This window comes from Streptomyces sp. ME19-01-6, from assembly GCF_033793745.1.
In the GTDB taxonomy this organism is placed as follows: Bacteria; Actinomycetota; Actinomycetes; order Streptomycetales; family Streptomycetaceae; genus Streptomyces.
Genome location: NZ_JARAXF010000002.1, coordinates 112,434 through 138,002 on the forward strand (window position 1 = coordinate 112,434; position 25,569 = coordinate 138,002).

Annotated in this window: 19 protein-coding genes and 1 pseudogene; 3 read left to right on the forward strand and 17 right to left on the reverse strand. The window is 70.3% G+C overall.

The features are described from left to right. Positions 1-9: 9 nt before the first annotated feature. Genes PV419_RS04125 through PV419_RS04150 form a run of 6 tightly spaced genes read right to left on the reverse strand, consistent with a single transcriptional unit; the run spans position 10 to position 9,944 of the window. Positions 10-2,310, reverse strand: coding sequence for a glycoside hydrolase family 3 protein (locus PV419_RS04125; RefSeq protein WP_319686282.1), 2,301 nt, complete (start codon positions 2,308-2,310; stop codon positions 10-12). Then, a complete protein-coding gene (locus tag PV419_RS04130) occupies positions 2,297-3,598 on the reverse strand; it encodes a glycosyl hydrolase (protein WP_319686283.1) in 1,302 nt (433 codons plus the stop codon). Before PV419_RS04130 ends, PV419_RS04125 begins: the two co-directional genes overlap by 14 nt. 1 nt (position 3,599) lies before the next feature. Next, positions 3,600-4,469 (reverse strand): carbohydrate ABC transporter permease, encoded by an 870-nt coding sequence (locus PV419_RS04135; protein WP_319686284.1) that lies wholly within the window; start codon positions 4,467-4,469, stop codon positions 3,600-3,602. Continuing rightward, positions 4,469-5,422: a sugar ABC transporter permease gene (locus tag PV419_RS04140; protein ID WP_319686285.1), complete on the reverse strand. Its 954-nt coding sequence runs from the start codon at positions 5,420-5,422 to the stop codon at positions 4,469-4,471. Before PV419_RS04140 ends, PV419_RS04135 begins: the two co-directional genes overlap by 1 nt. After that, positions 5,419-6,726 (reverse strand): sugar ABC transporter substrate-binding protein, encoded by a 1,308-nt coding sequence (locus PV419_RS04145; protein ID WP_319686286.1) that lies wholly within the window; start codon positions 6,724-6,726, stop codon positions 5,419-5,421. Before PV419_RS04145 ends, PV419_RS04140 begins: the two co-directional genes overlap by 4 nt. A gap of 41 nt (positions 6,727-6,767) precedes the next feature. Continuing rightward, a complete protein-coding gene (locus PV419_RS04150) occupies positions 6,768-9,944 on the reverse strand; it encodes an alpha-mannosidase (protein ID WP_319686287.1) in 3,177 nt (1,058 codons plus the stop codon). A gap of 153 nt (positions 9,945-10,097) precedes the next feature. Between PV419_RS04150 and PV419_RS04155 the strand changes: the two genes are divergently transcribed. Further along, positions 10,098-11,213, forward strand: a complete 1,116-nt coding sequence (locus PV419_RS04155; protein WP_319686288.1) for a LacI family DNA-binding transcriptional regulator — start codon at positions 10,098-10,100, stop codon at positions 11,211-11,213. Positions 11,214-11,249: 36 nt separating this feature from the next. On the opposite strand, the gene lnt is transcribed toward PV419_RS04155, so the two are convergent. Then, a complete protein-coding gene (lnt, locus tag PV419_RS04160) occupies positions 11,250-12,851 on the reverse strand; it encodes an apolipoprotein N-acyltransferase (protein ID WP_319686289.1) in 1,602 nt (533 codons plus the stop codon). A gap of 358 nt (positions 12,852-13,209) precedes the next feature. On the opposite strand from lnt, the gene PV419_RS04165 reads away from it, so the two are divergent. After that, a complete protein-coding gene (locus tag PV419_RS04165) occupies positions 13,210-14,958 on the forward strand; it encodes a glycoside hydrolase family 15 protein (RefSeq protein WP_319686290.1) in 1,749 nt (582 codons plus the stop codon). Between the two features lie 20 nt (positions 14,959-14,978). On the opposite strand, the gene PV419_RS04170 is transcribed toward PV419_RS04165, so the two are convergent. From PV419_RS04170 to PV419_RS04180, 3 genes and pseudogenes are all read right to left on the reverse strand, one after another. Next, positions 14,979-16,250 carry a methylaspartate mutase gene (locus tag PV419_RS04170; protein ID WP_319686291.1) on the reverse strand — a complete coding sequence of 424 codons (1,272 nt, stop codon included), beginning with the start codon at positions 16,248-16,250 and terminating at the stop codon, positions 14,979-14,981. Positions 16,251-16,264: 14 nt separating this feature from the next. Next, positions 16,265-16,744: a cobalamin B12-binding domain-containing protein gene (locus tag PV419_RS04175; protein ID WP_319686292.1), complete on the reverse strand. Its 480-nt coding sequence runs from the start codon at positions 16,742-16,744 to the stop codon at positions 16,265-16,267. Between the two features lie 776 nt (positions 16,745-17,520). Continuing rightward, positions 17,521-17,613: pseudogene (locus tag PV419_RS04180) on the reverse strand (ABC transporter ATP-binding protein); the annotation flags it as partial. A gap of 227 nt (positions 17,614-17,840) precedes the next feature. Here PV419_RS04180 and PV419_RS04185 point away from each other — a divergent pair. Next, positions 17,841-18,092 (forward strand): hypothetical protein, encoded by a 252-nt coding sequence (locus tag PV419_RS04185; protein ID WP_319686293.1) that lies wholly within the window; start codon positions 17,841-17,843, stop codon positions 18,090-18,092. Positions 18,093-18,222: 130 nt separating this feature from the next. Here the strand turns inward: PV419_RS04185 and PV419_RS04190 are convergent, their stop codons facing one another. The 7 genes from PV419_RS04190 to PV419_RS04220 form a co-directional block, all read right to left on the reverse strand. After that, entirely contained in the window at positions 18,223-18,945 is a 723-nt protein-coding gene (locus tag PV419_RS04190) for a FadR/GntR family transcriptional regulator (RefSeq protein ID WP_319686294.1), read from the reverse strand. Positions 18,946-19,075: 130 nt separating this feature from the next. Then, entirely contained in the window at positions 19,076-20,221 is a 1,146-nt protein-coding gene (gene dgoD, locus PV419_RS04195) for a galactonate dehydratase (protein ID WP_319686295.1), read from the reverse strand. A gap of 58 nt (positions 20,222-20,279) precedes the next feature. Further along, positions 20,280-21,056 (reverse strand): SDR family NAD(P)-dependent oxidoreductase, encoded by a 777-nt coding sequence (locus tag PV419_RS04200; protein WP_319686296.1) that lies wholly within the window; start codon positions 21,054-21,056, stop codon positions 20,280-20,282. Between the two features lie 532 nt (positions 21,057-21,588). Next, positions 21,589-21,963 carry a nuclear transport factor 2 family protein gene (locus PV419_RS04205; RefSeq protein WP_319686297.1) on the reverse strand — a complete coding sequence of 125 codons (375 nt, stop codon included), beginning with the start codon at positions 21,961-21,963 and terminating at the stop codon, positions 21,589-21,591. Between the two features lie 164 nt (positions 21,964-22,127). Continuing rightward, positions 22,128-23,132, reverse strand: coding sequence for a YafY family protein (locus PV419_RS04210; protein WP_319686298.1), 1,005 nt, complete (start codon positions 23,130-23,132; stop codon positions 22,128-22,130). Positions 23,133-23,193: 61 nt separating this feature from the next. Continuing rightward, entirely contained in the window at positions 23,194-24,207 is a 1,014-nt protein-coding gene (locus PV419_RS04215) for a LacI family DNA-binding transcriptional regulator (protein WP_319686299.1), read from the reverse strand. Positions 24,208-24,304: 97 nt separating this feature from the next. Beyond that, a complete protein-coding gene (locus PV419_RS04220; protein ID WP_319686300.1) occupies positions 24,305-25,558 on the reverse strand; it encodes a glycoside hydrolase family 27 protein in 1,254 nt (417 codons plus the stop codon). Between the last annotated feature and the right edge of the window lie 11 nt (positions 25,559-25,569).

Consider the following 25,569-nt stretch of genomic DNA (forward strand, 5'->3'; position numbering starts at 1 on the left):
TCGCTTTCCCTAGTGTGGTCCGGCCTGCGTGGCGAGGCCGACGGCCTGGGTGGTCTCGGCCCGGGTGGTGGCGCACGAACGGATCGTGGTGCTCAGATCCATCACGTACAGGTCTGTGCGGGCCCGTGCGGTCGCGCCCTCGGCGAAGCAGCGGGCGGCGGGGAGGTCCCAGGCGACGGTGGCGCGGGTGCGCGGCGGGACGGTGACCCGTCGGAAGGCGAGTAGTTCTCGTCGCCGGGGCAACGCCGCCCCGCCGATACGGTGACCGAAGAGAGCCACGATGACCTGGGCTTCGGTGGGGGCGGGGTTGGTGAGCTCCACTTCGACGTGTACCGATCGCTCGGTCACGTCCGCGGTGAGGTGGTCGAATCCGATGGTCTCGTAGCGCAGTCCGAACCCGAAGGGGAACAGCACCGGGTCCGGCGCGTCCCGGTAGACGTCGGCGGCCGAGTGACGGTCGTTGTACCGCACGGGCACGGCGCCGGAGTGGCGGGGCGCCGTGAACGGCAGAAGACCCACCGGTTCGTGGTCGCCGAGGAGCGCGTCGCTGATGGCCTCGGCGCCGTGCGGGCCGGGGTAGCCGGCCCACAGTACGGCGTCCGCATGGTCCGTCACGGTGGTGAGCACATGCGGCCGGCCCGCGATGACAACCGCGACGACGGGGCAGTCGCACCGGGCGCGTACGGCGGTGACCAGGTCGTCCTGGCCCCCGGGCAACGACACGTCCGCGAGGTCGACGCCCTCTCCCGCGGTCGCCACCAAGGCGGGACCGGCGACGGCTCCGTTGGCGGCGAAGCCGTCGTCATAGGCCCGGTGGCTCGTCCCGCCGAGGGCAAGGATCACGACGTCGGCGCCGCTCAGGTCGGCCTGTGAGGGCAGGCCCGGCGGGCACACGATCTCGGCGTGGGGCAGCGCCCGACGCAGCGCGTGTTCCAGAGGGACGACCGACTGAGCGGGAAGGGGTGGCACGTAGTCGCCGAGCATCGCCGTGACGTCGCGGGCGTTGGGGCCGGCGAGCACCACCTTGGTGAGGGATCCCGGGGTCAGCGGAAGCAGTCGGTTCGCGTTGTGCAGCAGGACCAGAGCCTGGCGGGCCAGGCGCTGGGACAGCCGGTCCGTCGTACGGAAGGCCACCGTGAGCCGCTCCCGCCCGGCCGGCGGGCCCAGGCCCTGCCCGGGCCCCGCCGCGCCGGGCGTATGCTCCTGCAGGAGGCCCAGGCGGTGCTTGAGGGTGAGCACCCGGCGGCAGGCGGCGTCGACCAGTTCGGCCACCCGCGGGTCCTGGGCCACGGCCGATTCCAGCAGCGCGAAGGACTCGTCCCAGAGCGAGAGGTCCACGCCGGCTTCAAGCGCTGCCACGGCCGCGGCCATCGGGCTTCCGGTCATCGCGGCCAGGCGGTCCACGGCCAGGCCGTCCGCCATGACGATGCCGTCGAACCCGCATTCGGCGCGCAGGAAGCCGGTGAGCAGCTCGCGGTTGGCACAGCAGGGCACGCCGTCGATGTCGTTGTAGGCGGCCATGAAGCCCAGCGCCCCCGCCTCTACCGCTGCCCGGACACTCGGCAGATGTAGTTCGCGAAGGTCGCGGGGGCCGATGACGGCGGACTGGCCGTTGCGTCCGCCGACCGCCTCGCCCTGGGCCGCCAAGTGCTTGAGGACGACGGCGACACCGCCCGTGCCGAGAGCGCCGCCCGGCCCGCCTTGCATCCCGGTCACCACGGCACGGGTGAGTTCGGCGGCCAGCAGCGGGTCTTCCCCGAAACACTCCTCCGCCCGCCCCCAGCGCGGGTCCCGCAGCAGATCCAGCGCCGAGACCAACGCCAGGTGCACCCCGCTCGCCGCGAGTTCGGCGGCGACGGCCGCCGCCGCCTCGGTCAGCAGGGCCGGATCCCAGCCCGCGGCGACGGCCAGGTTCGTGGGCAGCAGTGTTCCGCCGAGGGCCTGGTGGCCATGCGGTGCCTCCTCCGAGAGGAGCACCCCGATACGGTGGCGGCCGGCCCGGGTCACTTCGTCCTGGACCAGGGCCGCGACATCGGCACGCTCCTCGGGCCGGATGCCGTCGTGCCACGAGCGGCCCGACCAGGCATCGGCGCGGAACAGCCCGTACATGGCCCCGAGGCCGCCCCATCGGTCGATCTCGGTGCGGGCACGGTGAGTCAGCCGGAAACCGCCCCGCGGGGCGCGTTCGACAGCCTGCCAGCCGTACAGTCGCTGGTTGAGCTGACCGGCCTTCTCCCTCAGGGTCAGCTCGTCGAGGATGCGTTCGACGATGGCGGGCGCGGCGGCGCCCGCGTGTTCAGTGTTCGGCATGCGGGTGAGTCCGGTTGAGTACCTCCGCGTCGCTGACCGAGCTGTAGAAGGTGCGCCCGGTCGGTTCGGCGTGGACGAGGGATTCGACGCCGCGGACGCTCAGCGCGTCCGGGTCGGCGGCGGAGGTGGACGTGATCAGGGCGGGGCGCGCTCCGGCGCGGGCGCGTCGCATCCACGTCTGGAACACGCCGCCGCCCGGTGACAGTTCGGCGCGGGAGACGGGGACGTCCTCGTCGTCGACCGGGACCACGACGGCTTCTCGCCGAGGCGAGGGGCGGGGTCGGTCACGGAGCTCGTCGGCGAGCGCGGCGAAGCGCCGTCCGATCGGCTTCACCGCGCCCTCGGCGTCGATCAGACCGAGGCTGTGCTCGAGGTCCGGGAAATCCCCGAGTCGGCGTTCCACGTCGTGTGAACACCACCAGGTGATGCCCCACAGGGCCTCGCTGTCGGCCGCCGCTCGTACGGTCTGTTCACAGAAATCGGGCGCCTGGTCCTCGGTGAGGTGGTTGAGCGGGGCTCCGACCTCCTGGAGCCACACCGGGCGGGCGGGGTCCAAGGCGAAGGCGCGGGAGAGCTCGACGAGGTAGGCGGCGTGGTGGACGCTCTCGTGGGACATGGCACCGTAACCCTGCGCCGTCCCGTTGAAGATCCACGAGTGCACCACGCTCATCTGGCCGTGCCGGCTGGAGTGGGCCGGGACGAAGGGGTGGTCGTCGGCGTACCAGACGGCGTCGTATTCGGCGTTGAGCCGAAAGTGGCGGGGGTCGCGCGGCCCGGCGCCGTGCAGGGCGTCGAGCCAGGATGTCACCTGGGGGGTGGTGGCGGGCATCCGGTTGGGGTGCGCCGCCGAGGTGAACTGGTTGACCTCGTTGCCCAGGGTCAGTCCGAGGAAGTTGGGCAGGTCGTGCAGGTGCTCGTCGAACGCCTCGACCAGCAGGGCCTGAGCGGCGATGGCATCGGGGTCGCTGAACATGCTGCGCCGGTGCCAGTTCGCCAGCCAGCTCGGCACGAAGTCGAAGCCGGACAGGTGTCCCTGGAGGACATCGACACCGGCGTCGAGACCGGCGTCGCCGGCGATCTCCACCACCTCGCGGATGTCCCGCAGGGCACGGCGGCGGATCAGGGTCCGGTTCGGCTGCACCACGGGCCACAGCGGCAGGATGCGTACGTGGTCGATGCCCAGCCCGGCCAGGGCCTTCATGTCACGGCGGGTGACCTCCCGGTCCGGGGCCAGCCAGGAGTAGAACCAGTCCTGAGAAGGCGTGTAGTTGACTCCAAACCTCAGCATGTCAACCTTTCAGGCCGCCGGCTTCCAGCCCGCGGAAGAAGTAGCGCTGCAAGACGGCGAAGAACGCCACGATGGGGATCAGGGCGATGATGGTGCCGGCCGCGATGAGGCGCGGGTCGTCGTAGAAGGTGCCGCGCAGCCGGTTCAGGCCCACGGTGAGGGTGTAGTTCTGTTCGTCCGACAGGACGATCAGGGGCCAGAGGAAGTCGTTCCACGAGCCGACGAAGGCGAAGATCGCCACCACGGTGATCACGCCCTTGACCTGGGGCACGGAAACCCGGATGAATCGCTGCCAGGCGTTGGCGCCATCGACGATGGCGGCCTCTTCGAACTCCGCGGGAAGGTTGCCGAAGGCGTTGCGCATGAGCAGCACGTTCAGTGCCGCCACCAGGGTCGGCAGGGCGACCCCGACCAGCGTGTTCACCAGCCCGGCGGTCCTGATCGTGAGGAACTGCGCGATCAGCACGGTCTCGGACGGGACCAGCAGGGCGGCGACGCACACCGCGGTCGCCACGCCCCTGCCGCGGAAGCGCAGCTTGCCCAGCGCGTAGCCGGCGCAGGTGGCACCGACAACGTTGCCAACCACGGCCATGGCTGCGACCGCCAGGGAGTTCAGCAGATAACGCGGCACGGGAACGCGGTCGAGCACCGTGGCGAAGTGGTCGAGCGTCGGGTGTTCGGGGATCACCTCGGGCGGCCGCGTGTACAGCGGTTCACCGGAACCTTTGAGAGACAGCGAAAGCTGCCACACCAGCGGTCCCGCCAGGAGCACCGCCATGAGCACGAGGATGAGGTAGCGCGCCAGAGAGCCTGGCCGAGCCCTGCGCCGCCGGGCGGCCGTGGTGGGCGAGCGGGAAGTCAGCTGAGCCATCAGGAACTCCTCTGCCTGCGCTGCACGGCGAGTTGCACGAGCAGCATCCCGCCGAGGACCACGAACATGAAGAGGCTGATCGCGCCCGCGTACCCGGTACGCGCCTGCAGCCCCGTACCCTCACGCTGGATCAGCATGGTCATGGTCAGATCGCCTCCTCCCACTCCCCCGGTGCCGCCGGTGAGGACATAGATCTCACCGAACACACGGAAGGCCGCCACGGAGGACAGCACGGCGATGAGTGTCATGGTCGAACGCACCCCCGGGACCGTGACGTTGAGGAAGGTGCGCACTACGCCGGCGCCGTCCATCGCCGCCGCGTCGTACAGGCTCTGGTCGATGTTGGCCAGGGCCGCCAGGTAGATGACCATGTAGTAGCCCAAGCCGGTCCACACGGTGACGAACATCGCGCTGAAGAGCAGCAGCCACCGGTCGCTGAGGAAGGGCACGGGCTCGGCAACCATGTGGAGCGTGTCGAACAACGCGTTGACCAGACCCTGCTTGTCGAGCATGTTCGTCCAGATCAGCCCGACGACCACGGGCGACATGACGACGGGCAGGTACATGGTGGTGCGGAAGAAACCCGAAAGCCGTCCCGCGCCGCTCACCAAGGTGGCGAGGATGAGCGGGAGGACCACCATGCAGGGCACCACGCACACGGTGTAGAGCGTGGAGTTCAGCAGGGCGGTGGTGAAGCGCTCGTCGGCGAACATCCGCTGGAAGTTCTCCCAGCCGACGAACTCCCCCTGCCGCAGCAGGGTCGAGTCCGTGAAGGCCAGCCCCAGTGTGTTCGCGAACGGCACCATGACCATGAGCACGATGACGGCCAGCCCGGGCAGCAGAAACAGCCACGGGGTCAGGATCCAGCGATGCGTTGCCAGGACGGTCCCCCCGCGGCGGGACGGGCGGCCGCACCGCTTCAGGGAAGTGCCACGCTGAACTTCGATGGTCACTTGTTCGCGTCCAGGCGCTCGTTGGAGTACCGGACGGAGTCGTCCAGCGCCTTCTTCACCGACTTCTTGCCCAGCAGTGCCTGAGCTATCTGCTCCCGCAGCGTCTGGCTGTCGGCCGACCCGGAGAACGCCGGCGGCCACCACACGACCGCCTTCTTCACCTGGGCGGTGCTCTCCAGCCGCACCTTGGTGGCCGGGTCCCCGTCGTCCTTGGTGAAGTACTCGTCGTCCAGCGTCCCGGCCGACGAGGGGAAGACGGACGCCTTCTTGGCGAAGGCGAGCTGGTGGGCGGAGTCCGTCACGTACTTGGCGAAGGCCACGGCCAGGGACTGGTTCTTGCTGTTCGCGTTGACGACCAGGGACTCGATGTACATGTTGGGAGCGCTGTTGCTGATCCGCGGCCCGATGCCCAGATTCTTGTAGATGTCGGGCGCGGTGGCCTTCAGGTCGCCCAGCGTGTAGGAGCTGCCGGGCAGATAGGCCAGGCGGCCTGCCTTGAACTCCTCGACCTCCTTCGTCTGAAGGTTGTTCAGCGCCTCCTCATCCATCCCCTTCTTGGCGTACAGCTTGCGGAACCGCTCGACGTGCTCCACGCCCTTGGCGTCGTTGTAGGTGAACTTCTCGCCGCGCTCGTCCATGAGCGGCACGCCGTACTCACCGAAGGTCTCGATAGCGGGCATCCTGGCGATCATCATCGTGTCCGAGCAGTTCTCGGCCATGGTTTCCGCCTGGTCGAACAGCTCGTCGTAGTCGGCGGGCAGCTTGTCGGGATTCAGCCCGCACTTCTTGAACAGGGCCTTGTTGAAGAAGGACGGCCCCGTGTTCAGGTACCACGGGTAGCCGTACGTGCCGCCGTCCAGGCCGTCGAACGTCATGGCCTCCCATGCCTTGTCCAGGTACTTGCCCTTGGCCTTCGGGTCGGCCTTGCCCAGGTCGAGCAGGACACCCGCCTGCGCCAGGGTGTAGGCGGACTCCGGCCCCATGTCGACCACGTCGGGGAGGGATCCGGCCGCGGCGTCGGCCGACAGCTTGTCCTGGTAGCCCTCGGCGGGCTGGTCCACCCACGTGATGTCGGTGCCCGGGTGGGCCTTCTCGAACGCGGCGATGAGGTCGTTGAAGTACGAGGTGAACTTGTCGTTCTTCAGGTTCCAGGTCTGGAAGGTGATCTTGCCGGACACCTTTCCGCCCGGTGCCTTCGCGGTCCCGTCGTCGCCACCGCCACCGCCGGTGACGCAGGCGGACAGCAGCAACGATCCGACGGCCAGTCCCGCGGTGAGCGCGGCCCGTCTTCCCACTGACTTCATTCGTCTTCTCCTCACATGGGGTGTGTGGTGGCGCCTTCGGGTCAGGGGGCGATGCGCAGGGTCGCCACCTGGAAGGGGCCGAGGTTCAGGGCCGCGCCGTCGGCGGGGCGGCGCGTGCCGGCCGACGTCCGGGGCAGGGCCGTGGGCAGGGCGTCGGCGGCGCCGTTCCCGGCGTCGTTCTCGGCTTCGTTTTCGGTCAGGAGATCGCGCTCCAGCAGGTCGGTTTCCCAGACGACCGCGCCCGCGCCGAGTTCCGCGCACGGACGGAGCAGGGCCCGCGCCCGGCTGCCCTGCGTCTCGTAGACCCGCACGATGAGGTCCCCCGAGCCGTCGTCGGCGAGCTTGACCCAGTCGACGATCGCGTGACCCGTCAGCGGCTCGATCGCCACCAGGGGCTCCAGGGGTGGCAGCGCCCCGAGGTCGGGCGCGTTGAACAAGGAGGCGGCCTCCACCGCGGCGGGCACGTCCGCACCGGGGAGCAGTGCCCAGCGGAAGTGGTGGTGGCCCAGGTCGGCGTCCGGGTCGGGGAAGCGGCTGCCCCGCAGCAGCGACAGCCGGACGACGGTGGAGTCGCGGTCGGCGCGCGCGTCGGCGCCGTACATGGTGTCGTTGAGGATGGCCAGGCCCCAGTCGCCGTCGGCCACCTGGATGTACCGGTGCATGGCGGCCTCGAACATCGCGTCCTCGGCTCCGGTGTTCACCAGAAGCGGCCGCTCGACGTATCCGTACTGCGTCTCGTACCGTGCTGTTCGCGCCATGACATGAACCGGCAGGGCGACTTTGAGCAGGCGCTCACGCTCCTGCCAGTCGACCGCGCACTCCGTCTCGAACCGTCCGGTGCCCGCCCTCAGCCACATCGTCAGCGTGACCGTCGACGCACCGAACCGCCGGACGACCTCGACGCCGGCGTCGGGGCCGTCCTGGACCACCGTCCGGCCGGTGACATCGTCGACCACCTGGAAGTTCCGCAAGGCGTGCCGGTCCACGTCCCACGCGTCCCACCGCACCGGCTCGTCACGGAACAGTTGCAGTACGCCCGCGCGCCCGCCGGGCGGCACCACCTCCCGGCCACCGCGCAGGTCGACGAGCGAGGTGACGTGGCCCTCGGCGTCGATGACGACCCGCAGCAGGCCGTCGTCCAGCACAGTGGCACCGGCATCCCCGTCGGTGATCCGGACCGGGTCCGGCTCCCCCTTGGCGTCGGCGGTGCGTACGGAGACGAACGGAGGAAGCAGCCCGGCCGTCTGCCCGTGCACCGCTGTGCCGAGGGCCTTGGCCGCCTGGTCGATGAGCTCGCGCAGGCGGGCCTCGGCCGCCCGGTAGGCGTCGCGGGCCTCGCGGTGCACCCAGCTGATCGAGGTGCCCGGCAGGATGTCGTGGAACTGGTGCAGGAGCACGCCGCGCCAGATCTCGTCGAGGCTCTCCCTCGGATAGGGCGTTCCCCGCAGGACCGCGGCCGCCGCACCGAGATACTCGGCCGCCCGGAGCAGCGATTCGCAAGCCCGGTTGTGCCGCTTCATCGCCACCTGGGACGTCAAGGTGCCCCGGTGCAGCTCGAGGTACAGCTCTCCCCTGTGGACGGGGGCCAGGGGCCGTGCGACCGACTCGACCGCTCGCAGCTCCGCCTCGGCGTCCTCGAAGAACTCCGCCGGAGTCCGGGACACCACGCGTGGCGCGCCTTCCAGATCGGCGAAGCGGCGCAGCCGTTCGGCCATCTCCCGGGTGGGGCCGCCCCCGCCGTCGCCATAGCCGTAGGGCAACAGCGAGTGAGAGGCGATCGCCTTGTCCTTGAAGGTGGTGACCGCGTGGCGCAGTTCGCGGGCGGTGACCTCGGCGGCATAGGTCTCCGCCGGTGGGAAGTGGGTGAAGATCCGGGTGCCGTCGATGCCCTCCCACCAGAAGGAGTGGTGCGGGAAGGTCGTGGTGTCGTTCCAGGAGATCTTCTGGGTCAGGAACCAGCGAGCCCCGGCCCGGCGCGCCAACTGCGGCAGCGCTCCCGAGTAACCGAAGGAGTCCGGCAGCCACACCTCCCGCGCCTCGATGCCGAAGCGGCTGAGGAAGTATCTCTTGCCGTAGCTCAGTTGGCGCACCACGGACTCACCGGTGGGTATGACGCCGTCCGGCTCCACCCACATGCCGCCGACGGGCACCAGCCGCCCCCGCTCGACATGCTCCCGCACCCGTGCGAAGAGTTCGGGGTAGTGCTCTTCGAGCCAGGCGAAGTGCTGCGCCGCCGACATGGTGTAGACGAGATCCGGATGGGCGTCCAGCAGGTCGAGGGCGTTGGAGACGGTCCGGGCGAGTTTACGCACCGTCTCCCGGAGCGGCCACAGCCATGCCGAGTCCATGTGCGCGTGCCCCACCGCGGTGATCCGGTGGGCGGAGGAGTGCGCGGGAGCTGCCAGAAGCGGCGCCAGAACGGCGCGTGCCCGGCGGGCGCTCGCTTCGGCGTCCGCCTCGTCGTAGACATCGAGAGCGTGCTCGATTCCGCGGAGCAGTCGCCAGTGCCGCGGCTCGTCCTCGGTGAGTTCGGCGGCCAGGCCACCGAGCACGTCCAGGTCGGCCAGGAGCGCGTACACCTCCGGCGAGAACACGGCGATCTCCGCACGCCTTAACCGGAACTGCTCGAACGGTTCCCGCGCCCCCTTCTCACCGTGCTCGGTGACGACGAAGGGCGGCAGCCCCAACAGGAGAGGGTTCGCCGCGGCCTCCACGTAGAGCTCGAAGCGGCCGTCCGGGTCGAGCAGCCCAAAGTCAGCGGCCCCTTCCCACTCGCTGAGTTCCCTCTCGCCGAGCTCCCCCTCGCTGAGCCGAATCGCCGTCTGCCGCGGGTGCAGACCCTTGACGATGGCGCCGTCCGGCGTGAAGACCAAGCCCTCGCAGTGACCGCCGACGGAGTGGTCGAACCAACCCAGGTCCAGCACAAGGTCAATCGGTCCGGAGGTCCGGCGCTCAACCTTGCCACGGACGCGGAACCAGGTGGTGGACCAGGCGGGGCCCCACGCGTCACCCAGGGCGAAGGGGCGGTAGTCCGGACTGCCGCGATGAGGTTCCGGCTTCAGCCCGAGCGCGTGACGAGGGGTCACCGGCTCGCCGTCGTCCCCGACCGCCCATGCCCCGATCTCAACGCCCCCCAGGTGGCGGTGGACTTGGGGGAGGATGCGTTCCCGGCGTACGCGGTCGAGCCGCTCGAGTGTCCTGCTGAAGTGATTGTGCATGCGTGGTTCTCTCCACAGAGGAGGAGCGACAGGCCTTCTAATACGTTTAAGTAGTAGCGCGAGTGGCCGCAGATTAATACGTTTCAGTTCGGCGGTCACCGCGGCGCGTTATCACGTTTGCGTAAAGTCCATGCGGGCCACGATGGAGGATCGATGTCACCGAAGAACCACGCCTCGTCAGGAGCGGAGGCGGACTCGGGCTCCCCCGGTCGCAGGCGCCCCGGAGAACCTCCGCCCCGGCTGCGCAGCACCGACATCGCACGGCTTGCGGGCGTCTCCGTCGCGGCCGTGTCCATCGCGGTCAACGGACGCCCCGGCCTGAGCGATGCGACCCGCAAGCGCATCCTCGATGTCGCGGATGAACTCAACTGGCGCCCACACCTGGCCGCACGCGCGCTCAAGGGCGCCACCAACGACGTGGTCGGCATCGTCATCGCCCGTCCCGCACGCACGCTCGGCGTCGAGCCCTTCTTCGCCCAGTTCCTCTCCGGTCTGCAGTCCTGCCTGTCCAATCGAGGGATTGCCACCCAGCTGCTCATCGTCGAGGACACCAAGACCCAGATGGCGGTCTATCGGCGCTGGGCAGCCGAGAACCGCGTCGACGGGCTCGTCCTGCTCGACCTCGCGGTGGACGACGTCCGGCCACAACTCGTCGCCGATCTGGGCATCCCCGCGGTGGTGCTGGGAAGCCACGGGAACCCCATGCCGCTGACCAGTGTCTGGGTGGACGACCACGCGGCGACGGTCAGCATCCTGCACCATCTGGTCGGCCTCGGGCATCAGCGCATCGGCCACGTCAGCGGCACTGTGTCCTACCAGCACACGCAGCGCCGCCTGCAGGCCATCGGCGAAGTACGCGACTCCGCCGGCATCGACGTGACGTCCATCCCCACCGACTACTCCGACGCCCAGGGCGCGTCGGCGACCCGCCGGCTCCTCGAAGCGGACCCCCGCTACACGGCAGTCGTCTACGACAACGACGTCATGGCGGTCGCCGGGCTCGGGGTGGCCATCGAGATGGGCATCCCCGTTCCCGACGAAGTGTCCGTCGTGTCCTTCGACGACTCCGTCCTCACCACCATGGCGCGCCCCACGCTCACCGCGCTCACCCGCGACACCTTCGCACTCGGCACGCTCACCGCCACCGAACTGCTCCGCGTGATGGCCGAACGCCCCCAACCCCGCTCCGTGCAGGCCCCCACTCCACAGCTCGTCGTACGACAGAGCACCGCTCCTCCCGCCGCGGGGGGAGCCGTCCGCGGCGGCTGAACCTGTGCGCCGACAGCGACGCGGCCGGCCGGTGCGTCACACCTTCTGGAAACGTGGGCGTTTGACGGGACGTTCCCGCGGACCCACCGGCCGGGACGGGGTGCCGCGGCGGCGGAGGCCGAGAGCCACGGCCGCGCAGGTGGCCAGCGCGAAGGCCGCCTCCGGGGCGGGGCCCAGGCGGGTGGCGAGCGTGGTCGTCGTGCGCAGCGAAACGGTGCCGGTCAGCACCTGGCGGGTCCAGGGTCCGGTGGCCTGGATGACCGTGCCGTCCGGGGCGACGATCGCGCTGATGCCGGTGGTGGAGGCGACGAGCACCGCGCGGTCGTGCTCGACGGCCCGCAGCCGGGACATGGCGAGCTGCTGCTCCGGTTCGGCGATATTGCCGTCGCGCATATAAGTGGCGTTGTTGGTCGGGACAGCGAGGAGGTTGGCGCCGGTGCGGACGGCGCCGCGGACCTGACTGTCGTACGCCACCTCGTAGCAGATCGACTCCGCCAGCCGTACCCGTCCGGCGTCCAGCCGCACCGGGCCGCTGCCGGGGATGAAGTCGCGCGGGATGAGCTGGAGCTTGCCCAGTTGGCCGAAGGTGTCGCGCAGCGGGATGTACTCGCCGAACGGCACCAGGTGCTGCTTGGTGTAGTAGGGGCCGGGGCCGGTATCGGGGCGCCACAGCAGTCCGGTGTTGCGGATCCGGTCGCCGGGTGCGTCGAGGATCGCCCCGACGACGACCGGGACCCCGAGGTCCGCGACGACGTCGGAGATCTGGTCACGCAGCAGGGGGTCGGTGCGTGGGTCGGTGTCGGTCGCGTTCTCCGGCCAGAGCACGAGGTCGGGCCGGGGCGTGCGGCCGGCCCGTATGTCGCGGGCGAGTTGACGCGTGGCGGCGATGTGGTTGTCGGCGACCTGCTGGACGCGGACCTGCTCCTCCATGGTCCGGGCGCGGGGCACATTGCCCTGCACCACGGCCACCCGCGCCCGCGCGCCTTCGTCCGCCGAGGGCGGGGCCGGGATCAGCAGCGCTCCGCCGGCGCAGGTGGCCGTGGCCGCCACCAGACCCGCGACCACGGGACGACGCCGGCCGGGACCCGCGGTCCACAGCGCGGCGAGGCAGCCCGCCACCAGGGCGACGACGGCGCTGACGGTGGGGGCGCCGCCGACCGACGCCCACCCCAGCGCCGGGGAATCGGCCTGGCTGAAGGCGAGCCGCCCCCACGGGAAACCGCCCAGCGGCACCCGGGAGCGCACCGCCTCGGCGGTCACCCACCAGCAGGCCGCCCACAGCGGCCATCCCGGCAGCCGGGCGAAGGCCGGGACGGAGCAGCTGAGCAGGCCCAGAAGCAGCGCCTGGGCGATGCTCAGCGCCGCCCAGGGCAGCACGCCGAGGTTCGTCAGCCACCACAGCAGCGGGCCGAAGAACGCCAGCCCGAAGAGCGTGCCGAGCGTGAAGGCGGCGCGTGGCCGCCGGTGTCGCAGCGCGCCGAGCAGCAGGGCCGGGCCGACCGCCGCGGCCGGCCACAGCCCGATCGGCGGGAAGGCGCTGACGAGGAGCAGTCCGCCCGCGACGGCCGCCACGGGGCCGTGCCACCGCGGCTGAAGGCGTAGTCGGAGGGTACGGCCCAACAGCAACCGACTGGTCATCGCTTGTCCTCCACCGATGGTGTGTCGCCGTCCCCCGTTGGGGCCTGCGTCGTACCCCGAAGCTTCGCATCACCTGTGGATCTACGCGGACCATCCGCATACGTTGGCCGCGGGATGAAGGCTCGCCAGGTAGGCGTTGCAGTACCCGGCGACGTACGGCTTGACGTTCTCGGGTGCGGGAGAGGGTGTCGTACGGGTCATCGGGGGAAACCGCCTTGCTGAGCCGTTCGAAAGCCGCAGCGGCGGCGGCTTTCCGCGGCAACCCGAGACCGAAAGCCCATAAGACCCCAGATCGCACCTACTACTCTGTTTCACAGTATGTAATGACGTCGGATGGTGCGGCGGGGAGTGAGGAGGGATGACGGTGGACGACGCCGACCCGGCCCCGCCGGCACCATGGGTGCTGAGGGAGTACGCCGTCCTCGCGGACGGGGAGCGCGGTGCCGTTGTGGGGCCCCGTGGCGAGGTGGTGTGGCTGTGCGCGCCCCGCTGGCACAGCGATGCCGTGTTCTCCGCCCTCATCGGCGGCGCGGGAGAGTACACCGTTGGGCCGAGGGACGACTGGAACGCCTGGGGCGGCGCGTACGAGGACGGCACTCTCATCCATGTGGGCCGCTGGATCACCGGCGACGCCGTGATCGAATGCCGCGAGGCGCTGGCCATGCCAGCCGCCCCGGACCGGCTCGTCCTGCTGCGCCGGGTCCGGGCCCTCCAGGGGAGCGCCCGGATGCGGCTGCGGCTCGATGTCCGCCCCGGTTTCGGCACGCACCGCATAACCGGCGCCTGGGCGAGCGACGGTGTGTGGCACGCCTCCGGCAGAGGACTGCACCTGCGCTTCACCGGCGCCGACGGCGTCGTCCCCCACCCCGAAGGGGGCTTGCACGGAGAGCTGACCGTACGGGAGGGCGCCGAACACGACCTCGTCCTCGAGCTCTCGACGCGGCCGAGCACACAGCCCCTGGAACCGGCGCGGCTGTGGCGCGCCACGGAAGAGTGCTGGGCGGCTGCCGTCCCAGCATGCTCCGATCTGGCGGCGCCGCGTGACGCCCGCCACGCCTACGCCGTACTGCGCGGCCTGACCAGCGACTCCGGTGGCATGGTCGCCGCCGCCACCACCTCACTCCCGGAACGGGCCGGCGCCCGCCGCGACTACGACTACCGCTTCGCCTGGATCCGCGACCAGTGCTACGCCGGGCTCGCCGTGGCCTCGCACGGCCCGCACCCCCTGCTGGACACCGCTGTCGGTTTCCTGACCGAACGTCTGCTCGACGACGGCGACACGCTGCGCCCGGTCTACACGGCCACCGGAGCCAAGGTCCCGGGCGTACGGTCGTTGCCACTGCGTGGGTATCCCGGCGGCAGTGACCGGATCGGCAACAGGGCCGGTACCCAGTTCCAGCTCGACACCTACGGGGAGCTGCTGCAGCTCTACGCGGCAGCCGCCCGCCTCGACCGGCTCACCCCCGACGCCCGGCATGCCGTGGACGTGGCGGTGGACGCCATCGAGCGCCGCTGGCTCGCACCGGACGCCGGTCTGTGGGAGCTGGAGAACCGCTGGTGGACCCATTCCCGGCTCTGTGTGGTGGCCGGGCTGCGCTCCCTCGCCCGCGCCCTGCCGGGCCGCGCCGCCGCCCGGTGGGACGCCCTGGCCGGTGCCATGCTGCGGGAGACCCGCCGGCGCTGTCTGGCCCCGGAGGGGCACTGGACCCGCGCCGAGGACGACGCCGGAGCGGAGGCCGGCCTGCTGCTTCCACTCGCCCGCGGCTGCCTCCCCGAGGGAGACCCCAGTGGTCCGCGAACCCGCCGGTTCATCGAGGACCGGCTGGCTCAGGACGGCTATCTCTACCGCTTCCGCCACGGTGACATGCCCCTGGGCGAGGCGGAGGGGGCGTTCCTGCTCTGCGGCTTCATGATGGCGCTGGCCGCCCACCACGAGGGCGACTCGATAGCCGCGTTCCGCTGGTTCGAACGCACCCGCGCGGCCTGTGGCACCCCCGGCCTGTTCGCCGAGGAGTACGACGTCGCCCAACGGCAGCTGCGCGGCAACCTGCCCCAAGCCTTCGTCCACGCCCAGATGCTGGAGACGGCGGCCCGCCTCGGCACATGAGCAGGGTGCCGGGGGTGCTCTCATGCCATATCGGCAGCCATGGGATTGTCGAATTTCCGGCGCATATAAGAGAGATCCCTGAGGAGATCCGCCGAAGTGAACCGCCCACTGCCACCGCGCCGCGGGGAGCCGCCGAGCGGCAGGGCCCCGGTGGATTCCCAGCGGAGCCGGCCGTCACTGTCGATGAAGCTCCGCGTCTCTCCCCTGTTGTCCGGGTGTAAGCAGTAGGGAATGTCCAAATACCCCTTTTCGAAGGCCAGCAGCAGCGCCCGGCCCACATCGGGGGCGAGGTTCAGCACCGCGCCGACCAGCGCCGCCGCCTCCTCGTAGGTACTGGAGTCGGCGGCGTCGGCATCGTCGTCGGCATCGGCGTCGCGGGTCGGCCGGACGCGTCCGGCCGCCCAGGCCGCGTATTCCAGAGCGCGCACATTCTCGTCGACGGTGGGGATACGCCGTGATTCGGAAGCCGTCTTGACGATCAGCCGCTGCGCGCCGCCGACGACCGCGAGTTCCGCCGACTGCCCGAGCAGACGGTAGGCGCCGTCGAGCGTTTCGGGGTAGACGCCCATGTAGGTGTAGACGACGACATGCCAGTCGTTGGCCGACAGCAGCTCGCCGCACAGCCGCCGCAGCGCCGCGATGGCCTCCCGGTCCTGCGTCGGGTCGGTCTGCTGGGCGTAGCTGACCGAGACGCTGCGGATGCCGTGCTGGACGAAGAAGAGGGCCTCGAGCACGCTGATGGCCACGAGCTGGCTGGGTGGGCACAGCTGCCCCATCATGCAGCCGCCGAACGTCTCCAGATGGGGCTCCATGCCGGTGTCCCGGAGCTGCGTGAAGAGTTCGCAGCTCACCTCCCAGTTGCGCACCGACTCGGACAGCGGTGTGCGGCCGTAAGGCAGGCAGTAGGAGACGGGACCGCCCTCGGTGGCGCCCAGGCGTACGGGGAGCAGCGCGCGGAAGATGTCCACCGGGTTCGCCGAGCCGTGCCGCACCTGCACGGGAAAGTCCTCGCCCTGGATGCCGGACAGCACCTGTGCGGTGGTGGCGGGCGGGTGGCTGACCAGCGGGTAGCCGTTGAGGTCGATTCCCTCGCGCAGGGCGGTGGCGACGGCGTCCAGGTGTCCCACCCGGGTGTGGGCGTCGACGGTGATGGTGCCGACGGTACGGGCGGCGGCCCCGCGTGTCGCCAAGAGCCCGGCGCGCATGGTGGCCGGGTCGCTGAACCCCATCCGGGGTTGCACGACGAGTTGGCCACCCGCCGCGCAGGCCCGGACGAATGCTCCGAAGTCCACGGCCTACCGCTCGCTCATCGGGCGTTCCAGGCCCGGGCGAGGGGCCGGCCCGGGAGGTGGGGGGCCGTGACCGGCAGCGAGGCGGCGAAGGCCCGCAGGGCGGCGGCCGGGTCGGTGCCCTCGTCGAAGACCTCGTCGAAACCGGCCGCCCGGAGCTTGTGCGCGCGGGCGTCATCCGTGCCCTTGACGCCGAGCTTCCCGCCGATCAGCACCGGGGTGGCGGTGAGCCGGTGATCGGCCCGCAGTTTCTTGATGACCCGCAGCCCGTCCTGATAGCCGTGGCCGTTGACGCTGCTCACCGCGATGAAGGCGGGGGCGATGCCGGCGCATCGGGCCACCAGCAGGTCGTCGGGGACGCAGGGGCCCAGATTCACCACGGAAAAGCCGAGTTCCTCAATGAGTAACTGCAGGAACACCAGATTCCAGGTGTGGGAGTCCGAGGCCATCGTGGTCACGACGACGGTCTGGCTCGTATCGGTTCGCTGGTCGGTCATGTGGCCGTTCCCCTATCTGATAGGTCCGTATGTGCTCGATACGCGGGCGGGCCCGCCCAGGAACATGAGCAGGCTGGCGGTGGGACCGTGGGCCCGGCGTTGGGGATGGCGACCACGACACGTGGCCGTTCCGTCGGCCCGAGCCGCACGGACACCGGCAGTATCCGCGAGCAGCGGCCTGAGCAGCAGTCGAGGAGGGCGGCGAAGCCGTCTGGTGAGTACGGTCGTCGCACGAGGTCGAACTTTCCGGAGGTCTGGAAGAGCTCGGCGAAGCCCATGACATTGTCGGCGCAGCGGCCACAGCGCCGTCCGAGTAAATCGAGGAGGTGCCGAAATCACCCCACCGATTAATGAGAGAAGTACTACGCCAAGCGATTCAATGCGTAAGCCATTCGACTTCAAGACGGAATCCCTCCCTGCCCCCGCATTTACAGCAACCACCTAAATGCAATACAGATCACCCTGTCAAGCCGAATCGACAACAAGGCCTCGACGCCGGGCGGGTGACGTGCATCACGGCACAAATTCGACACTCCGATCCCAGGGCAGAGGCAACGCTGACATCGCAACGATTTTTCCGCTATCTATATACGCCACACATGGATTTCTGACCGATGAGGAACGGTGACCGCGCGCATTGCCCCGGTGCCGAAGTGGACGAAAAATGTCCGCGCGCGGCAGTGTTCCCTCCTGTGCCCGCGCGGAGGCCGCGACCGAGGCCACCCACGCGCTTGCCGGCCACACTCGGTTTGACCACGCTGCGCCCGGGGTGGACAACCGGTCACCTCACCGGGCTTGACGGTGAAGCTCACGTTGTCGACGACCGTCTTGTCGCCGTACCGCTTCGTCAGCTCACGGGCTTCGATCATGGGAGTGGGCCTTTCTCGCCTCGAACCGACAGCGGCCGAAACACCGCGGCATCCCCGTTCGAAGCTATGAGAGTGGCCGGTCGCACCCCTGGGACCGCGGGGTGCTGTCGCGGGATCCCCGACTTGGGCCGCGAGGGTTCTGCACAGCACGGTCTCCGGTCGGCGATGCCAGGTACGGGGGCCTTGGCGCACTCGCCCTTTCTGCCGGAGGTGCCCCGTCACCGCTCGTGCCCTGCCCGCATCCCGTCGGACGACGCGTCACCTCCACCGTCGTCTCTCCGTACGAGGAATCCCCTCTCTCCGCCCCGTCCGCCTGGCTGACCGCCCTCGACCTGAGCAGCGGCTACCCGACCGACATCCTGCCCCCGCTGGTCGTGGCCGACCTCGGTCTCGGCCTGGTGATGGCTCCCGCCATGAGCCTGGCCACCTCCGGCGCACCCGCCCGGCACCCCGACGCGGCACCCGTCGTGCACATGTAAGGCCCGCGACCAGGGCGATCATCGTCGGTGGCCCACCGGGCGACTGCCAGAGGAACCGGACACGGCGGCGAGCCAGTCGTGAACGCTGCGAGCGGTCGTGGGGGCGTCGGCGCGGCGATCTGCCAGTCGTTCAGGGCCGGCCGGGCGCGGGGGGCCGGCGGGTGACCCGGTCGAGGTCGTGGACGGCTTTGGCGAGGAGGTCGAGCATGGCGCATTCGGCGCGGGTGGGGTCCTGGTCGCGGACGGCGTCGAGGACGGCTTGGTGGCTGGGGACGGGATCGTCGGCCTGAGTGTCGGAGTGCACGACGCGGTCGCGCTCGCGCAGTCCGGGTTCGAGCAGCAGGTCCATGCGGGCGAGCATTTCGTTGCCGGTGGCGTTGAGCAGGGCTCGGTGAAATGCCGCGTCGGCCTCGGCGGCGTCTGCGGGGGAGTGCGCGTGGGCCTGGGCCATCGCGTCGAGCGCGGCCTCCATGGCGTGCAGGTCGTCGTCGGTACGGTGGAGTGCGGCGCGGTGGGCTGCGGCGGGTTCGACGATGGAGCGGACGTCGGCGAGGTCGCGCATGAGGCGCTGTCCGGCGCCGCTTTCGACCTGCCAGCGGATGAGATCCGCGTCGAGCAGGTTCCAGTGCTTGCGCTCCCTGACGAAGGTGCCGCGCTTTTGGCGCGCGTCGATCAGGCCCTTGCCGGCGAGGACCTTCATGGACTCGCGCATGACGGTGATACTGACGTCGAGTTCCGCGCCGAGGGCGCGCACATCGAGGGTGGCGCCTTCGGGCAGGGCACCGCCGACGATGCGGGCGCCGAGGGCGTGGACAACCTGTCCATGGACGCCTCTGCCGGTGTAGGACGCCATGCGGGTCTCTCCTCGGTCCTGAGCGCGGTGCTGGTACGGGGCGGTGCCGTGTGCCCTCATCCTAGCGACAGAAATTAATTATGAATATATCCTGCCAGGGATGCGGGCCTGCCCACGATGAACGCTTCGGTCACCATTCAGCGAACGACCCGTCGACGTGCCGCCACACGGGGCTGCGCCAGTCCGGCGTCATGCCGTCGGCGCGGCGCACTGCCCGCTCATCGACCTCGATACCCAGGCCCGGGCCCAGCGGCCGCCGGATGTTCCCCTCGTCGAACCGGAACACCTCGGGGTCGACGACGTAGTCCAGAACTTCGGCCCCGTGGTTGTAATGGATGCCGATGCTCTGCTCCTGAATGAGGAAGTTCGGGGTGCTGAAGGCCACTTGGAGACTCGCGGCCAGCGAGATCGGCCCCAGCGGGCAGTGCGGGGCGAGCAGCACGTCGAACGTCTCCGCCAGCGACGCCAGGCGCCGGACCTCGGAGATGCCTCCCGCGTGCGACAGATCCGGCTGCAGCACGGCGATGCCCGCCCGCAGCGCGGGCAGGGCCTCGGTGCGCGAGTAGATCCGCTCACCGGTGGCGATCGGGACCGCAGAGGTCGAGACCACATCGCCGAGCCGGTGGGCGAATTCGGGGAGGACGGGTTCCTCGACGAACAGCGGGTCCAGCGGCGCGAGATGAGGCAGGATCCGGCGCGCGTTGGCGGCGCTGAACCGCCCGTGGAAGTCGATCGCGAAGTCCCGTTGGGGCCCCAGCGCGTCGCGGGCGGTGGCGGCCCGTTCGACGACGGCGGCGATGTCCGCGGCGGTGGCCACCCGGTTCATCCGGCCGCAGGCGTTCATCTTGACCGCGGTAAAGCCCGCTTCCGTCTGAGCCCTCACGGCATCGGCGATCTCGCCGGGCTCGTCACCGCCCACCCAGCTGTAGGTCCGTACCCGTTCGCGCACCGGACCGCCAAGCAGCACATGGACCGGCACACCCAGCGTCTTGCCCGCGATATCCCACAGCGCCTGGTCGAGGCCCGCGACGGCGCTGGAGAGCACCGGGCCGCCGCGGTAGAACGACCCCTTCGTCATCACCTGCCAGTGATCCTCGATCCGCATCGGATCCCGGCCGACCAGATACTCGGCGAGTTCGTGAACGGCGGTGCGGACCGTGGCCGCCCGCCCCTCCACGACCGGCTCGCCCCACCCGACCACTCCCTCGTCGGTCTCCATACGGCAGAACAGCCAACGGGGCGCGACAGCAAACGTTTCAACCCGAGTGATTTTCAAGGGTGTCACTCCAAAAGGCAGGTTCGAGGCGGCCGGGCTGGGCGTACTCGGCCGGGGCTCACGAGGAGTTCTTCAGCACGCTCCAGCCGCCATCGACGACGAGCGAGGCGCCGGTGACGAACGAGGCGTCGCCACTGGCCAGGAACGCGACGGCAGCGGCGACCTCCTCGGGCCGGCCGAGGCGTCCCACGGCGGTCTCCCGAGCCGCTGCCCGCCGGTCCGCTTCACCGATGCCCTCCCAGGCCCTGGTCAGGACCGGTCCCGGCAGCACGCTGTTCACCCGGATCCGGCCGCCGTACTCGACGGCCAATTGCCGGGCCAGCCCCGTGAGCCCAGCCTTCGCCGCGGCGTACGCGGGCCGCCCGGGCAGTCCCACCAGGGCATGCACCGAGGAGACGAGCACCACGCTGCCGCCCGTCGAGACCAGATCGTCCAGGCAGGCGCGCACACCGAGGAAGGACCCGGTGAGGCTCACGGCGAGTTGTCGGTTCCACTCGGCCGCACTGGTCCGGTGGGCCGCCGCGACACGGACGGTGTAGGCATTGCTCACCAGCGCGTGAACGGGCCCGAATACCTCGCGTGCCGACTGCGCGGCCAGGGCCCAGGACGCCTCGTCCGAGACATCGCAGTGCTGGAACTGCGCGCTGCCGCCGGCCTCCCGGATGGCCGCGGCCACCGCCGCGCCTCCCTTCTCGTCGATGTCGGCGATGAGAACGCGGGCTCCTTCGGCGGCCAGCCGGTGGGCTGTGGCCGCGCCGATACCGGAGGCCGCACCGGTGACCAGCGCGCACCGCCCGGCGTGACGGTCCGGGGACGGGATGGGTGTGGGATGCACGGAAGGGCTCCTGCCGGGCGGCGTCGACAACTCACCGCATTAAATATGAATTATTTCGGCGTGCCAAGAGGTGAATGCGTCCACTGCGCACGGCTCGCAGGGCGGGCTCAGGCGACGCTCCTCGCCGAGGGGATCGTGAGCAGGCCACTCCTTCGGCATCCTCGCCCTCGTCCAACGCGGCGAGCTCGATACGAGCGGGCTGCCGCCGGAACTGGAACCGCTGGTCCTCCCCTTGCTGGAGGTCGACCCCGGGCGGCGCCCCACTCCGTCCGACGTGCTGCGGGACGTCCTCGACGGCGTCGACCATGTGGCGGCGGACCGGGGCGCCCAGCGGTGGCTGCCGCAGGCATGGACCGCGCTGATCGAGGAGTACGCGGACCAGGGGCGCGAACTGGACTCGCGCCCCAGGAAGAGGAGAAGCGCAGGCGCAGGGAACAAGCGCGGACCGATGTGTTGCCGGGGTGGTGCGGCGGGGCCGGGGCAGGTCCGCCGCCGTCGCGCGGACGGACGGCGGACCCGCGTTCCGGGCTGGTCAGTGCTGGGGGTCGCCTCCGGCCTTGGCCGCCGGAAGGAGGTCGAAGACGCTGATCATGTGGGTGATCCTGCCGTCCTTGACGGTGACGTAGTCCATGCCACGGAAGTCCTTCGCGAAGGGCGTGTCGGTGGTGTAGACGGTCGCCGCGTGGGTGTCGTCGCCCAGCACGTCGATCACCGTGCCGCTGATGAGGGCGCTCGCGAACGGCTCCAGGAACTCGCGGTAGCGGGCCAGGCCCTCGAAGCGGCCGTTCGGGGCCTCGCACACGACGTCGTCGGCGAGGAAGCTCAGCGCCTTCTCGACGTCGCGGCCGAGCCAGGCACGGACGAACTCGTCGGCGATCTTCTGAGCGGAGCCGCTGGTGGCAGTCATGGGGGTATCCCTTTCAAGATGTTCGCGTGTCGGGGGGAGCCGGGTCGCCTGGTCGGCTGCCCGGCAGATTCGTGTCTCATCTTGGCCAGGGATACCTGACAGTGACCGTCATGTATTGCTGAGCTTTTCCGGGAATCTGTTGACACTCTCCGGGGTTCCTCGTGTCAGGCGTCGCGGCCCTCGGTGTACAGCGAGATGGTCTCCTGCGCCCGGCGCACCAGGACCTTGCGCAGTTCCGCAGGCTGCATCACCTCGACCGCCGGGCCGAACACCAGCAGTTGTTCGGCCGCGCGAAGCGCGGGGAACCGCAGCTCCAGCTCCACCGGTTCCCCCTCGCTGCCCGCCGCCGCCTCCGTCTCCGCCTCCTCCATGGCAGGCGCAGGACCTGCGAGGTCGGCTTCGTGGTAGCGCAGGAACCGGGCCAGCGCCGACCGCTGCACCCGCGCGACCACCCGTACCGGGGCCGGGATCCGGTCGATGCGCTGCCGCAGTGCCTCCCACACATCCGCCAGCTCCACCCCGTCACGGCGGCGCACCGGCTCGTCGACCAACGACGCCGACAGCATCCGATCCGAACGGAACATCATCGGCTGCCCCCGGTGGTCAGCCACCAAGTACCAGGCCCCGGCCTTGCTCACCAGCCCGTACGGATCCAGCGTGTACGAGCGCACCTGGGCGTCACGGCCGTGCCGGTAGCGCAGCCGCAGTCGCCGGTCGTTGAACACCGCCGCCTGCAGCACACCGAGATCGACCCCCGAAGGCCGCGGGCTGCTGCGCCAGCGCACCGGATCGATCATGATCCGCCGGCTCGCCAAGTCGGCGTCCCCGCGAAACGGCGCCGGCAGCGCCGCCATCACCTTGCGCAACGCCGAACCGATCGCCTGCCCCAACCCCAGATCCGCATGGGCCTGCTCGGTGACCAACACGAATAGTGCACGAGCCTCGTCGGCGGTCAGGCCGGTGACATCGGTCCGGTACCCCGGCAGCAACGTGATGCCGCCGTTGCGCCCGCGCTCCGCGTACACCGGCACCCCCGCGGCCGACAGCGCCTCGACGTCCCGGAAGATCGTGCGTACCGATACCTCCAGGCGCGACGCCAGCTCGCCGGCGGGCACCTGCCCGTGTGTCTGCAGCAACAGCAGGATGGAGAGCAACCGGTCCGACTTCATGTCTCAAGCATGGTGCATAGACATGCGTGCACCGCGCCGGCTGAAGTCGGGGGTCATACGGTCAGCCGCCTGTCGACTCCCGGGCCACCAAGGAGAAGCGACTGACGAACTCCTGCCGGTCCGCCCGGGGCTCAGCCTGGTCGATCCGTGTGGTCAGGAGCCCCACCGCCCGCTCCGCCATCATGTCGTGATCGGGGTCGATGGTGGACAACGAGGGGACGAGGAACTCGCTCTCCTCGACGTTGTCGAAGCCGATCACCTTGACCTGCTCCGGCACCCGGACGCCGGCATCGGCCAGGCCCCGCAGCACGCCCATGGCCACGGTGTCCGTCACACAGAACACGCCGTCGAAGTCGAGTCCGCTCTCCGCCATCTCCCGGGCACACCGCGCACCCGCGGGCATGGTGAGCGTCTCCACGCATCGCACAAGGCCGGGGTCCACGGGCAGACCGGCGCTCTCCAGAGCCAGCCGGTAGCCCGAGTGGCGCAGGCTCGACACATCGACGTCCTCCGCCACCGCCCCGCACACGATCGCGATGCGCCGACACCCCCGCTCGATCAGGTGGCGAGTGGCCGCCTGGGACGCGTCGACATTGGGCATGGCCACGTGGTCCACGGGGCCACCGAAGATCCGCTCGCCCATGATGACCACCGGGTAGTCCACCTTGAGCCACTCGACGTCGGCCGGTCCCATGCCCACCGTGCTGAGGATGAGCCCGTCGTACAGCCGGTTGCGCGACAGGGACAGCGCCTCCAGTTCGTTCTCCCGCAGGGCGCCGGTCTGCTCGATGCCGACCCGGAGGCCGTGCCGCTCGGCCGCGGTGATGATGGCGGCGGCCAGCCGACCGTAGTACAGGCGGTTCACCTCGGGGACGGCGAGGCCGATGGTTCCGGTGCGGCCCTTGCGCAGATTTCGAGCGGCCACATTGACGCGGTAGTCGAGCCGGGCCATCGCCTCGAGGACCTTCTGCCGTGTCGCCTTGCGCACATTCGGGTGGTCGTTGATGACGTTGGAGACGGTCATCGCCGAGACTCCGGCGGCCTTCGCCACGTCATGGATCGTTGCCACGTTCACCCCCGGTCCGCACTCCCCCAGGCCCCATCCGACACCATTACACCTCAGCCCTGCCTCCCCCGTGAAAGGCAGGGCTCCCGCAGGGCTCCCCCGCCGCTCAGCCCGTGGTGTCGGGTGCAGTGAGGCGGTAGAGGGCCGAGCCGTGGGCGGGGAGGTCGACGGCCAGGCTGTGGCCGTCGTGCGGGGTGTCGGTGTGGGTCCACAGTTCCCGGATGCGGTCGTCGGGCCGGGCGCCGAGGGAGCCCAGCGGCACCGTGACCCGCTCGGGGCCGTTCGCCAGGGAGAACACGGCGGCGTAGCGGGTGCGCCCGTCGGTGTCGTCGGCGGTCCACAGGACGAGGTTTTTCTCGCGGAGGACCTCGCTGTTGTTTGCGCTGTGCCACAGGACGTCGAGCGCCTCGTCGTTCGTGAGCAGCTCGATCGTCTCCGGCGGACTGGTGGGCAGGTCGCCGCCCATCATCAGCGGGGAGCGGGAGATCAGCCACAGCGTCAGCAGGCTGATCTGCTCGGGGCGGGTGAGGGAGCAGAGTCGGTCGTCACCCCGTTCGGCCCGGATGCCGATGCGGCCGAGGGGCAGCATGTCGGCGTCCGCCCAGCCGCGTTCGGTCTGCCACGGCGCCCACCGGGCCATACGGGCGAACTGGGCCTCGACGTCCTCCCACCGGTCCCACAGGTCGTCACAGACACGCCACATGGTGGCGGTGTCCCGCAGGTGGTCGAGGTGGGCGAGGGAGACGTCGGTGCCGGGGGACAGACTCAGCTCGATGGGGCGGCCGCTGCGGGCGATGGCCCGGGCGTAGGCGGTGATCTCCCGCTCATGGTAGGGGAAGAGCATGTCGTCGGCCTTGACGAAGTCGACGCCCCAGCTCGCGAATTGGGCGACCTGCGCGTCGTAGTACGCCTGGGCGCCGGGGTGGTCGTGGTTCAGGCCGTAGTTGTCGGGGTTCCAGGGACAGACGGAGCCGGTGTCGGCGATCTCGTCGGCGGTCCAGTCGGTGCCGGCCACGGGCAGGCGGGCGGCGACGGCGCGGCGTGGGATGCCGCGCATGATGTGCAGGCCGAAACGGAGTCCGAGTCGGTGCACCCGGTCGGCCAGCGGCCCGAATCCCGCGCCGTTCGCCGCCGAGGGGAACCGGTTCGGCGCGGGCAGCTGGCGTCCGTGGTCGTCGAGGACCAGCGGGGCGTCCGGGTTGTAGCCATGGGCGCGGGCCGTGGGCTCGTACCACTGGATGTCCACGACGACGGTGTCCCAGCCGTGGGGCAGCATGTGGTCGCTCATGAAGGCCGCGTTGGCGAGGACCTCGTCCTCGGTGACGGTGGTGCCGTAGCAGTCCCAGCTGTTCCAGCCCATCGGGGGACGCG